Below are 12735 nucleotides of genomic sequence, written 5' to 3' on the forward strand. Positions count from 1 at the left end.
TATGAAATCTTACAAACCTGTCATCTTTATGTAAGGTTATTAGATAGTTCATTTATTATTTTAATGTGATAATAAAGGTATAAGAAATACCAGTAAATTTTTAGATATTATAGGAGAGTGTCAGTGATGATTATAACAACAACTTCAACGATTCAAGGAAAAGAAATTATTGAGTATATCGATATTGTAAACGGTGAAGCGATTATGGGTGCAAATATTGTACGTGATCTATTTGCTTCTGTTCGTGACGTTGTCGGTGGCCGTTCTGGTGCATATGAAAGTAAATTAAAAGAAGCACGTGATATTGCAATGGAAGAGATGAAAACTCTTGCGAAGCAAAAAGGTGCAAATGCAATTGTTGGTATTGATGTAGACTACGAAGTCGTTCGTGATGGAATGTTAATGGTTGCTGTTAGTGGTACAGCTGTACGTGTATAAAATAAAAAGTATAATTGCTAAAGTACCTTGTTAAGAGTGAGGTACTTTTTCTTTTTTGTAAAATTAGAAAGGTGAAACACCTGAAAGGAAATAATATCTTATTTTCTTTAAGTTACTTTAGTGTTTTTTTGCACCGTTAATATTTCCAATTATGGTATATTTTTTAGCGGAAGAAGATGTTCAATTCATAATAAATATATTTTTAATAAAAAGGAGAATATTTTGTTAAAAAAAAGTGGGGTAACTACAAGTATATCGATTTTAATACCAGTTTTATTGATCTTACTCATAGTTAACTTTATAAATGAAATTATTTTAACTGTATTTCAGGGGATTTCTCTTGTTTTACCTTTATTTCTTTGTCCTATTGGATTTATTTTAGCTATTTTTTCTTATAAAGTAGATAAAAATAATGGAGCAAAGATTGGGATCGTATTAAATGTGTTAGTATTCTTAATTCCTTTTATTTTGCTGATACGGGGAACGATGTGATTTCTATTTTGGTTATATTTAAATAGAGTTACCTTCTCTAAAGGGGAAAAACGTAGAAAGATCTTTGATAATTTTTGAGGGATTCTGGTGCAAGAAATATATGTGGTATATTCTCTTTTATTATATCTTTGCACCAGCCCGCCTTTTTAGACACTATTTAGAAGTGTATTTCATTCCTTCTAGTCTATCTAGTACCCTTCTTTTCTTATAAAGCATCTTACCTACTTCAGCAATTTCTTCAATCGTTTTTCGATTTAAATAAGCACCAAAAATCATACCAGCAATGGGAATCATCTGAAATAGCTTCTTCCAACCGTAATTGTCACGATATACAGTAAACACTTCGCGCCATGATTTAATTTGGGACATACTGTCGTCGTGATTGACACGAGCATCAAAATGTTTTAATTCATGAAGAATGGTTTGTTTTCCTACAATATCAGACGAGGAAAATTGTAAGCATTTTACGATAAATAATCTCTCTTGAATATCTTCAGGATTATAACCGTAGCAAATTGCAATTTCTTGCAGAATGTTTAGTGACATGCTTAAAACAGCTGGAATATCAATTGCTAGGGTGAAAATGCCACCAAAACCAGTTGTGGCCCCTTGTGCAGTTGCGACAGATTTTCTATTTTCGATAATTTTATCAACGATTGTATCCATCTCACTTAAAAGGGATTTTTGAACATCTGTTAAAGAAGCTGCGTTTTCAAATTTCTTTATTGTTGTTTGTGGATGAATTAAATATTTACTTCCAGAATTGAGATATTGAATGAGCTCATCTAGTAAAATATTAATTTTCTTATGGATAAACTTTGGAGTTAACTTATCAAGAATAGTAAATGGAATTTTCCCCCACTTTTCAAAGAACCAAAGATCTTCCTGTTCTTTCTCCCATTTGTCAATGATTGCGATTTCCTGTAATAAAAGTTCTTTTGACTCCATTTTTCGCCCTACTTTCTTATAACCGTGTCTTTCTATTTTACTGGGTATTTTTTGAATAATAAATAAAATTTAGCGTTTGTATTTATATTGGATGCTGTAAATAAGAAAAAAAGATAAGAGAACCGGCTTGAAGGAAGTATAGAATTAGATAACGTAATACAGCATTTCAGTTGGGATTTCTTGTGTAGGAAGTAGATATACGAGTACAATAAATATGTTAGTTTTACTTAACTTTTAACATTTGAATAAGCTTAATTGATTTTTGTGAGGTATCCTTTTTTACTGATAAAGGGCTTAATCCATTTTTAGATATCAGTATTTTCTGTAAAAAAGAGACTTTAGTTCGAAAGTGGTGGATGAAATGAATATACTGTTTGAAGCAATTAAGAGTAAAAATCTTGAAAAAGTGATAGGAGCTATGCCAAAGGTGGATATAAATGAACAAGATCAGTTTGGAAGAACTTCTTTGCATTACGTAATTGTAAAAAAGGCTCCTATTGAAATATTCAAAGAATTACTAGCCTTCGGGGCGAAAACAGGCATAACAGATCGTTTACATGAGTCAGTACTTACTAAAGCAATTAAGTTTAATAATAAACAAGCTGTGAAGTGTTTAATCGAAAATGGAGTGGAACTGAATCATTCAGCCGGGATAAAGAAAACTCCTTGGTTTTTAGCAAGACATAATCCTGAAATAGCAGATTTATTATTGGAAACAAAAGGAGCTATTCGACTGAAATTAACAGAAAGCGAACAAGCAATCATCGATGGTTGTTTGTATGGAGAATCTGCTGAAGTAAATGTTTATTTGACTCAATTAAATACTCTGGAATTGTTACATGCTTTTGTATTACATTTTAATTGGGATGATGATTTACAGCTGATGAAAATGGTATTGCAACATGCTAATTGTCAGGAAATAACTGCTATTGAAATGTTTGATTTAGTAGATGGGGATTATTGGCTGAATCAGGGAGATAGTAGTGATGAAGAAAGGGAGTATGTAGATTTTGTACAACATCTTTTAAGGAGGTTTCCTAATATATTATAAGCTATTTTTTCATATTGTGATCTTTGTATTAAGGAGATTATACAGAGTAATGGGCAATGAAAGTTAGGGGAATGATTTTGAAGGTTAAAAAATTAAAATTACAGCCAAGAATTACATTGACGATTGGTACACTCATTTTCTTTGTTATTGTTTTAACGAGCTTTCTTTTTTACTATATTGTATCTGAAACGGTGGAAGAGCAAATTGGTAAAAGGGCATTACACGTTGCAAAAACAGTTGCTGCCATACCTGAAATTCAAGAAGCATTTCAGAAAGAAAACCCATCTGCTATTATTCAACCAATTGTTGAGAAAATAAGAGTAGAAACAGATGCCGATTTTATCGTGGTAGGGAATAAAGATGGGATTCGTTATGCGCATCCTTTGCGAGAGAGAATCGGAAAAGAGATGGTTGGTGGGGATAACGAGGGGGTTTTAACGGATGGGAAATCATATATTTCAAAAGCGACTGGGACGTTAGGTCTTTCTTTACGTGGGAAAGTACCAATTCGTGATCAGACTAATCATATTATCGGTGTTGTATCTGTTGGTTTTTCTATGGAGGATATTCATGAAGTGGCAGAAGCATACGGTAAGAGAGTATTTTGGATTGCTATTGCTGGGTTAGTAATTGGAATATTTGGTTCTATATATTTAGCACGTAGTATAAAAAAATTAATGTTTGGTTTTGAACCAGAAGAAATTTCCTCTCTATATGAGGAACATAGTGCTATCATCCAATCTGTACGGGAAGGAATTATGGTAATAGACAAAGAAGGTTGCATTCGTTTAGTCAATCAGGCGGCGTATGAAATTCTTTCTCTTGAAAAACATCAGACTATCATTGGGGATTCTATTTTGAAAATTATTCCGAACTCCTCAATATTAGAAGTGCTCCGAACTGGAGAAGAGCAATTTGATCGATATTTAGATATAAGGGGACAAGCTGTTATTGTAAATCGATTACCTATTAAAGTAAACAATGTGGTAATGGGAGTCGTTTCTAGTTTTCGCTTGAAGTCAGAAATGGATCAGTTAACTGAAGAACTATCTCAAGCGAGGCGTTATACAGAAGCACTTCGAGCGCAGACACATGAGTATAACAATCTTTTGTATACGCTTTCGGGTCTTATCCAATTAGAGTCATATGATGAAGCATTGGAGCTTATTCATAAAGAGACTGCTGTATACCAAGACTTTGTTCAGTTTATTATGGAACGTATACAAAATCCGTGGCTAGGTGGAATTTTAATAGGATTTTATAATCGAGCTAGAGAATTGAAAATTGATTTTATTTTAGATCGCGAGAGTAGTTTGCAAAAGTTAGGTTCGCATATTGATAGTAATCATGTTGTTTCTATTGTAGGTAATTTAATTACAAATGCATTTGAAGCAGTTGAATATAATCAGGGATATGAAAAGCAAGTTAGAATGTTTGTGACAGATATTGGAGAAGAGATTGTCATTGAAGTTGAAGACTCAGGTCTTGGGATTGATGATGAGGTAATTACATGTATATTTGATAAAGGCTTTTCGACAAAAGAAGGAGAAAAACGAGGTTATGGGTTAGCAAAGGTAAAAGAGTTAGTTGAAGATTTAAATGGGAGTATGGCGCTAGAAAAAGGGGAGCTAGGTGGTGCACTGTTTATAGTTGCATTGCCAAAGGAAAGAGGCGAATTGTAATGAACGAGGGGATTGAAGTACTGATTGTAGAAGATGATATTCGCATCGCAGAGATTCATCGTCGGTTTACTGAAAAAGTAGGGGGATTCAAGGTAATTGGGACTGCAACAACAGGAGAACAAGCGAAAGAGTGGTTAGATCTTGTCTCGCCGCAACTTGTTTTATTGGATGTTTATTTACCTGATATGCAAGGGACGGAACTTGTTACATATATCCGGCGTAACCTACATGATACGGATATAATTATGATTACAGCGGCATCAGAAGTCGAAATTGTCCGTCATGCATTGCGAGGTGGGGTGTCGGATTATATTGTAAAGCCACTTATGTTTGATCGTTTCAAAAAAAGTTTAGAAAACTATCAAAAAAAAATACAACAATTAAAACAAACTGAGCAACTATCTGCAGAACAAATTGAGCATTTGTGGTTTAAAGGACAGGTGGAATATAATCAAATTGTTTATGCCCCAAAAGGAATTGATCCTTTAACACTAATAAAAATTAGAAAATATGTATCTAACGTTGGACAAGAAGGAATTACGGCGGAAATGTTGAGTGTAGAAGTAGGCGTAAGCCGATCGACAGCAAGACGCTATTTAGAGTATTTAATTTCTGAAAAGACGGTTTATGCAGAACTTATATATGGAAATGTTGGAAGACCAGAAAGAAGATATTTTCAGGTCTCTTCATAAAGTGGAATTTTAACCAGTGGAAGTATTACTATCTACGAATAGCGGAGAAAAACATAGAATAGAAAAAGTAGAGACTTCTATGGTCTCTACTTTTTGAATAGGAAGGATGAGGATATTTATTTCATTTTATATTGGAATGATGCCAGTAATAATACCGACTATTAACATGACCATTGTTGTTCCAACTGCCCAAAGTAAAGTGAAGCGTTGATGTTCACCAAAATCAACCTTTGCCATTCCAACTAATAAATAAGTGGATGGAACGAGTGGACTTAATAAGTGAACTGGTTGTCCAAGGAGAGAGGCACGCCCCATTTCAGCGGCACTAATTCCATAAGCCGCAGCGGCTTTTGTGAGAATTGGCAATACACCAAAATAAAAAGCATCATTGGACATAAAGAATGTGAAAGGCATACTTATAATAGCTGTAATAATAGGAAGCTGTGGTCCGAGCGCATCAGGAATAAGGGCAACTAGGCTTTGTGCCATCGCATCTACCATTTTTGTCCCCGATAAAATTCCTGTGAAAATTCCAGCGGCAAATACTAAAGAAACAACCGCTAATACGTTTCCTGCATGAGAAGCAATACGTTCTTTTTGTTCTTCCAGACTTGGATAATTAATCATAACTGCAATAGCAAAAGCAACTGTAAATAATACAGGAAGTGGCATAACCTCTATGATAAGGCAGACGAGAAGAGCGATTGTTAATAAAAAGTTAATCCATAATAATTTGGGACGTTTATAGCTAGTAGCTTCTGTAGTTGCTGCTTGTTCATCCATCAGTGCCTTTTCTTTTTGTGTATATTGTATATCGACAATTCCTAAGCGCTTTCTCTCTTTTTTTCCAAGGAAGTAAGCAACAAAAACAACCCATATTGCTCCACCAATCATTGCTGGAATAAGTGGTGTAAATAACTGTGAAGCATCGAGAGTAAGTGCACTCATAACCCTAGCTGTTGGACCACCCCAAGGTGTAAGATTTGTAACCCCAGCTCCTAGCATAACAACTCCAGCTAATATAAGCGGATTCATTCCAAGGCGTTTATATAGTGGATACATTGCAGAAACTGTAATCATATATGTTGTTGTGCCATCACCATCCAATGAAACAATAATAGTAAGAATTGCTGTACCAACAACAATTTTTAATGGATCACCGTTTACAATCTTCAAGATTTTACTAATGATTGGATCAAATAATCCACTATCAATCATAATTCCGAAATATAAAATGGCAAACATAAGCATAATACCAGTCGGTGCTAATTTCTTAATCCCGTCTAGCATCATTGGTCCTACATTTGCATAAAATCCCCCAATTAATGCAAATATAATAGGAATTAATATTAATGCAACTAATGCTGACATACGTTTGGTCATAATTAAAAACATAAAGACAAAGACCATCGCAAACCCGAGTACCGCTAACATGTAATCTCCCCCTCTGAAAATGATTGCGCTTTCAACGAATGCTGAAAATTCAGAAAAACCTTTCTATTTATCATAAAGGATGGAATATGTATGGTAAATAATTAGAAAAATAACGTTATTAAACGCATAATCGTTATTTTGTTCATTTTGTTCATGAATTTTATTTTGAATTTTTAAAAATATAATGTGTTTATTGTAGGAGTGATAGAATAGATGAGAAAATAGAGAAGCGTGAAGTAGGGAGTAGATTTTGAATGAAAGCAATGATTGAAGAGATTTATAGTTCATATAAAGGAAGAGTAGAAGAGATTTTCGTTGATGAATCATCTTACGTATATGAATGGGCAAAATTAATGACGATTCGAAAAAATGACGGAACACTGGAGAAAGTAGCAGTGGGAATTAGTGGTCATATACGATCTGTAAATATAGAGGTTGGTCAGGAAATTGATATGGATACATTGTTACTTAAGTTAGAAGATGATTTATTGATTACGGGCTGCGAATGATAGAAGATGTGTAGAAATTGCTACACATCTTTTTTTTATTAGGAAAAATTCCATTTATTACAAAAAGTGCATTGTTTTTTCACAAATCTCACACAAATTTCACACAACTCTTTGGTATTCTCCTAAATGAGTAAGTAAATAGAATTTGATAGAGAAGGGAATTACATATGAAAATGATTCGATTTTCTTTTCTCTTATTTTTTGTATTACTTTGTATCCCATTTCGTATTCATGCTGAAACAACAATTCAATCACAAATTGATGATACTCCTGCGTACGGAACTGTAAAGCTAAAAAATGGTATGTATAATGAAACGATTGAAATATCAAAACCTATTACGTTGGAAGGAGAGAAAAATACGAAGATTCGTTTTTGTGGTAATAAACCTGTTATTAAGGTGAATGGGGAAAATGTTACTGTTAAACGACTAAAAATAGAGCAGTGTAAGAAAAGAGAGGGAACAGCCGCTGTATATGTTGCAGGAGCCGGGCATAATTTCACTGATTTAGAAATTCGTACACAGCAAATTGGGATGAAGTTGGAAGGTACTCAAAATACGAAAATCCAGAATAGCAGTATTCTAGGAGAAGCTAACGGTAATGGAATTGATTTATGGAAGTCCCATTGGAATCAAATTGAAAATGTTCGAATGAAAAATGTAAGGGATGGGATTTATTTAGAGCAAAGTGATAATAATCAAATATTAAGAAATTCCATTAGGCAATCTCGTTATGGTATTCACCTTATGTATTCTGATGGTACGAATGTGAGCAATAATATATCACAATATAATATAACTGGTGCGATGATTATGGGTACGAAAAGAACGACTGTAAAGGGAAATCAATTTATCAATAATAGAAGAAATGTTCATGCGCAAGGATTACTTTTGTACGATGCGATAGAAACAGAAGTTATGCAGAATCAAGTTACTAACAATAGAGTGGGAATGTATGTTGAAAAGGCGAAAGATAGTCGGATTATAAAAAACATCGTTACAAATAACTTTATTGGAGTGCAATTAAAAAATGCAAATGAAAATGAAATAGCTGAGAATACCTTTTTAAGTAATATCAATGGCTCACAAGCTGCGAAAAGCACGAATAATGTAATTCATCGTAATTATTGGGATGGTGCTTTAAAAGTAGATTTAAATCATACAGGTATTAGTGCATTACCTTATAAGGCTGATTCTTTTTTTTTAGTTTTAACGCAGGATATTCCTGAATACCAGTTGTTTTTTCATTCGCCTGGGCTGCTTGTTTTACAAAATTTAATCAAAATTCCAGATGAATCGATGTTAATTGATTATAAACCAAGTATGAGTATGCAGTTTTCGAAGATAGAAAGAGGTACAGAAAGTCAATTTGAAGCTTGGATTATTAGTGTAAGTATGTTGCTTATGGGAAGTATATTGTTCTTTTTAGGGAGGAAGTATTGATGAAAATAAAACATGTTGTATTTGTTATGTGTATGTGCCTAGTATTTGCAGTGGTAGGGTGTGGAAAGAAGGGCGCAGAGCCAGTCGCGGTCGATGAAAAAAATGATAAGTGTGATGTTTGTAATATGGCAGTAATGGATAATCAATTCGCAACGGAAGTTATTTTAGAAAATGGTAAAGCGCTAAAATTTGATGACATTGGTTGTATGTATAAATGGATGGACGAACATAAAAATGAAAAAACACAAGAAAAATTTGTTCGAGATTATCATACCAAGGATTGGATTTCATTAGATAAAGCTACTTATGTGTATGATAAAACAATTAAAACGCCAATGGCATACAATGTAATTTCTTTTAAAGAGAAAAAAGATGCTGAAAACTTTGTATCTAAACATGCTGGAAAAGTCCTTTCATATAAAGAGTTAACGGATCATAAATGGGAAATGAATAAAGAAATGATGGGGAAAATGAAGAAGGAGCATGGGAAAGAGAATAACTCAGGGCACTCCCATTAATATGAAATAAAATGGAAAGAGGCTTTATAGCCTACAAATAGCTGGATAAAAGACAACCTTAGGCGGTTGTCTTTTTCTATAAAAAGGGTGATGATATGTGGAATATATGCTATTCAGAGTGGCGTAGAACAGTAAGAGAAAAGTCTTCGTATACATTTTTATTACTTTGGATTGTAATACTTTCTTTATTATTTTTGATGGAACGGAATGTACCATCCTTAGCGGGATATACGAACACAATGGGAACGATTTTAAACTTAATTTTATACATTATCCCTTTATTTATGTTAATCGCAGGATCATTTTCAATTGCAAATGAGATGGAAAATGGACAGTGGCGGCTTCTGTGTACATATCCTTTAACTACATCCTCATATGTAATAGGAAAGATTGCTGGTCAATTTATAGCGCAAATTATTCTTTTTACACTTAGCTTTGGAAGTAGTGTAATGATTGGATTATTAAGTGGAAGTATGTTTAAAAGTAGCTGGATACTAGCAATTTACTTATTTTCTATTATTCTTATATTCTTTTTTATAGTTTTAGGTATAACAATTGGTGCATTTTCTCTGACAAGGTGGCAAGCGTTAGCAATTTCAATTGCAGTTTGGTTTTTACTCATTATGATGTGGCCTACGGCAGTAATTAGTATTCTTAATCTTGTTCCATATACGATGATAGCGTCGCTTATAAAAGTTTTTGTGTTTTGTAATCCGGCTGAACTGCTAAGAATCATATTTGTTATTCAATTAGGGGGAGGGGCAGTATTTGGACAATCCTATGATCAGCTTGTGATGTTTTTTCAGAGTGGGGCAGTAGTTATAGTTCTTTTTATGTATAGTGCGATCTATACAGTAATCTTCTTATTATTAGCTGTTTGGCGACTAGAAAGGAGAAGAAACCAATGACGGTATTGCAAATTGATGGAATTTGTAAGCAGTATAAAAAGAAAACGGCATTATTTCCTACTTCGCTACACGGTAGAGATGGAGAATGTATTGTACTATGCGGTGGAAACGGAGCGGGGAAAAGTACGATCCTTAATATATTAGCAGGAATCTCTTCACCTACATCTGGAACAGTAAGGTTACAGGACATAGAATTGCGTAAAAATAGAAGGCGATATGTAGCTGAAATTGGTTATATGCCAGATGATTTTCATGCGCAACAATCTATGACTGTACAAGAGTTTCTATCATTCTATGCAGCTTTTCGGAAGGTAGGAAAAGAGAGAGTCCAGGAAGTAATTGCATTACTTGGATTAGAAGAGAAGCAAAGCGAGTGTTTACACAGACTATCAAAAGGAATGAGACAAAGGCTTTTATTTGGACAAGCGTGGCTCGCCAAGCCTAAATTACTACTATTAGATGAACCAACAAATGGTTTAGATCCATATTGGGTAAATGAATTTGTTACATTATTAAAAGATATAAAGAGAAGTGGTACAATCATTGTTTTTTCTACACATATGATGGATGTAGCAGCAGATATTGGAGATGTGATTCTCTTTATGGAAGATGGAAAGATTACACAAGAAATAAGAGACGATGGAAATACGGAAAACTTGATATTACAATTATTGCAGCTTCATCGTAAGTAACAGAATAGATTTTTTCATATAATCCAAACAGCTGTTGAATCATTTTCAACAGCTGTTTGGATTATATACCTGTTCTTACTTTTGATAATATAGGCATAGAATATAGTAGGAAAGAAGAGCGATTGCAACGATTATCATTCCTGAAAAAGAATGAGAGGCGAATAGAAATGGGGAAAGAACTGTCTGTGACAATTGAAAGTACTTTTACACTTCAAGGAACATTAACAATTCCTACATATTATTCAGAAACATATCCAGTTATTATGTTGATTGGTGGTACTGGGAAGGGAAATCGTGATGGAAATACAAGTCGTTTACAGTTAAACTTATATAAAGAATTAGCTGATTATTTTACCTCTTTAGGATTTGCAGTGCTTCGTTATGATAAACGTGGTACTCATAAAAGTAAGGGGAATTACTATAAAGCAGGGATAACAGATTTTATTGATGATGCTGCTTTATGGATTAGATTTTTAAAGGATCATCCGCAAATAGATCCGAAACGTGTTATTATTGCGGGGCATAGTGAGGGAGCTTTGCTTGCACCAGCTGTCTACGTAAGAGAATCAGTTGCGGGATTAATATTACTTGCTGGTGCAGCAGAACCATCTAAATTGTTGCTCGAGAGACAAGTAGATAAAGTTGCTAACGAGTTAGAAATAGCGTCAGGATTCAGAGGGTGTTTATCTAAAATGTTGAAAATTCCGCAGCATATAAGAAAGCAAAATGAAGTACTGATGAAAAAGGTGCAACATTCAACAAAAGCTGTTATATGGATCAAAGGTACAAAAGTGAATGCAAAATGGCTAAGAGAACAGTTACAATATAATGTAGTTACATATTTAGAGCAAGTATCATGTCCTGTTTTAGCAATTACGGGAGACAGTGATATACAAGTGCCACCTGAGCATGCTAAACTGATTGCTTCATATGTTAATGGTGAAGCAGAGTGGCATATCATTCCGAACATGAACCATATTTTAAGAAATTATGAACATAAGCATACAATGATTCGATTAATGAAGGAATATGAGGGGCTTATGGATAAATCTATTGAAGAAGAGTTGTTACATGTGATGAAGGGATGGTTAAAAAAACATTATCTTTCATAGGAGCTGTAGTTGTGAGGAAACAAAATTTTTTATTATTTATGTTGTTAGGGCTTTTCATTATGATAGTAGCTTGTGAGAAGCAAGAAGAGGTTGAATCTAAACCGGTTCAAGTGAAAAATGAAAAAAAACAAGAGAAGACGCATAAAGAGGAAGAAGAGAACAAAGAGAAAAAGAATATGAATTTAATGGATAAGCAATTATTACTTTCTGCAACATTAGGCGATACAGAAACAGTTATGAAATTAATAAAAGATGGAGCTAACATAAATGTATCAGGGGATAAAGGAGAAACACCTGTAATGGCAGCGACGTATCATAATCATGTTGAGACAGTGAAAGCATTGATCGATGCAGGTGCAGACATTGAATTGCCAGATGAAAATAAAGAAAATCCATTCCTTTATGCGAGCAAAGAGGGCTATGTTAATATTGTGAAACTAACAATTGATGCAGGAACAAATATTAGAGAAACAAATCGTCATGGTGGAACAGCACTCATTCCAGCGGCTGAAAGAGGACATGTGGAAGTTGTAAAAGAGCTAGTAGGTCGCACAGATATCGATGTGAATTATAGAAATGACCGTGGTTGGACGGCATTACTAGAAGCAATTGTTCTTGGTAATGGTAGTGAAAATCATAAACAAATTGTTCAGTTACTCATTGATCATGGGGCAGATGTAAATATGGCAGATCGAGACGGCGTTACTCCACTAGAGCATGCGGAAAATCGAGGTTTTAAAGAAATCGCAAATATGCTAAGAGTAGCAGGAGCAAATGAAATTATCAAACAATCTACAGAATAATGTAAGGTATAGAA

Annotated in this window: 14 protein-coding genes; 12 read left to right on the plus strand and 2 right to left on the minus strand. The window is 33.9% G+C overall.

Annotated features, from left to right (window positions below; translation table 11 throughout):
• Window positions 1–126 precede the first annotated feature (126 nt).
• The gene (locus tag BPMYX0001_RS02410) at window positions 127–438 is read left to right on the plus strand and encodes a heavy metal-binding domain-containing protein (RefSeq protein ID WP_000587631.1); all 312 of its coding nucleotides are present in this window, start codon (window positions 127–129) and stop codon (window positions 436–438) included.
• 222 nt (window positions 439–660) lie between these two features.
• Entirely contained in the window at window positions 661–930 is a 270-nt protein-coding gene (locus tag BPMYX0001_RS02415) for a hypothetical protein (RefSeq protein WP_018781888.1), read from the plus strand.
• Between the two features lie 153 nt (window positions 931–1083).
• On the opposite strand, the gene BPMYX0001_RS02420 is transcribed toward BPMYX0001_RS02415, so the two are convergent.
• Window positions 1084–1878, minus strand: a complete 795-nt coding sequence (locus tag BPMYX0001_RS02420) for an EcsC family protein (protein ID WP_006093451.1) — start codon at window positions 1876–1878, stop codon at window positions 1084–1086.
• A 361-nt stretch (window positions 1879–2239) separates the two neighbouring features.
• Here BPMYX0001_RS02420 and BPMYX0001_RS02425 point away from each other — a divergent pair, with 361 nt between their 5' ends.
• From BPMYX0001_RS02425 to BPMYX0001_RS02435, 3 genes are all read left to right on the plus strand, one after another.
• Complete coding sequence (locus BPMYX0001_RS02425) at window positions 2240–2929, plus strand: DUF4274 domain-containing protein (protein ID WP_033798603.1); 690 nt, start codon at window positions 2240–2242, stop codon at window positions 2927–2929.
• Between the two features lie 71 nt (window positions 2930–3000).
• Window positions 3001–4611: an ATP-binding protein gene (locus tag BPMYX0001_RS02430; protein ID WP_078211680.1), complete on the plus strand. Its 1611-nt coding sequence runs from the start codon at window positions 3001–3003 to the stop codon at window positions 4609–4611.
• Complete coding sequence (locus BPMYX0001_RS02435; RefSeq protein WP_006093454.1) at window positions 4611–5303, plus strand: response regulator; 693 nt, start codon at window positions 4611–4613, stop codon at window positions 5301–5303. The genes BPMYX0001_RS02430 and BPMYX0001_RS02435 overlap by 1 nt, the downstream gene beginning before the upstream one ends.
• A 126-nt stretch (window positions 5304–5429) precedes the next feature.
• On the opposite strand, the gene BPMYX0001_RS02440 is transcribed toward BPMYX0001_RS02435, so the two are convergent.
• The gene (locus tag BPMYX0001_RS02440) at window positions 5430–6737 is read right to left on the minus strand and encodes a CitMHS family transporter (protein ID WP_006093455.1); all 1308 of its coding nucleotides are present in this window, start codon (window positions 6735–6737) and stop codon (window positions 5430–5432) included.
• A gap of 254 nt (window positions 6738–6991) precedes the next feature.
• On the opposite strand from BPMYX0001_RS02440, the gene BPMYX0001_RS02445 reads away from it, so the two are divergent.
• From BPMYX0001_RS02445 to BPMYX0001_RS02475, 7 genes are all read left to right on the plus strand, one after another.
• Window positions 6992–7246 carry a hypothetical protein gene (locus BPMYX0001_RS02445; protein ID WP_006093456.1) on the plus strand — a complete coding sequence of 85 codons (255 nt, stop codon included), beginning with the start codon at window positions 6992–6994 and terminating at the stop codon, window positions 7244–7246.
• Between the two features lie 167 nt (window positions 7247–7413).
• Window positions 7414–8688 (plus strand): right-handed parallel beta-helix repeat-containing protein, encoded by a 1275-nt coding sequence (locus tag BPMYX0001_RS02450; RefSeq protein ID WP_006093457.1) that lies wholly within the window; start codon window positions 7414–7416, stop codon window positions 8686–8688.
• Window positions 8688–9206: a nitrous oxide reductase accessory protein NosL gene (locus BPMYX0001_RS02455; RefSeq protein ID WP_006093458.1), complete on the plus strand. Its 519-nt coding sequence runs from the start codon at window positions 8688–8690 to the stop codon at window positions 9204–9206. Before BPMYX0001_RS02450 ends, BPMYX0001_RS02455 begins: the two co-directional genes overlap by 1 nt.
• A 95-nt stretch (window positions 9207–9301) precedes the next feature.
• Entirely contained in the window at window positions 9302–10114 is an 813-nt protein-coding gene (locus BPMYX0001_RS02460; protein ID WP_006093459.1) for an ABC transporter permease, read from the plus strand.
• A complete protein-coding gene (locus BPMYX0001_RS02465; RefSeq protein WP_018781892.1) occupies window positions 10111–10806 on the plus strand; it encodes an ABC transporter ATP-binding protein in 696 nt (231 codons plus the stop codon). Before BPMYX0001_RS02460 ends, BPMYX0001_RS02465 begins: the two co-directional genes overlap by 4 nt.
• A gap of 167 nt (window positions 10807–10973) precedes the next feature.
• On the plus strand, window positions 10974–11918 hold the full coding sequence (locus BPMYX0001_RS02470; protein WP_006093461.1) for an alpha/beta hydrolase family protein: 945 nt from the start codon (window positions 10974–10976) through the stop codon (window positions 11916–11918).
• Complete coding sequence (locus tag BPMYX0001_RS02475; RefSeq protein ID WP_018781893.1) at window positions 11891–12721, plus strand: ankyrin repeat domain-containing protein; 831 nt, start codon at window positions 11891–11893, stop codon at window positions 12719–12721. The genes BPMYX0001_RS02470 and BPMYX0001_RS02475 overlap by 28 nt, the downstream gene beginning before the upstream one ends.
• Window positions 12722–12735: the final 14 nt, after the last annotated feature.

Origin of the sequence: Bacillus pseudomycoides DSM 12442, assembly GCF_000161455.1 — a bacterium.
GTDB classification, from domain to species: domain Bacteria; phylum Bacillota; class Bacilli; order Bacillales; family Bacillaceae_G; genus Bacillus_A; species Bacillus_A pseudomycoides.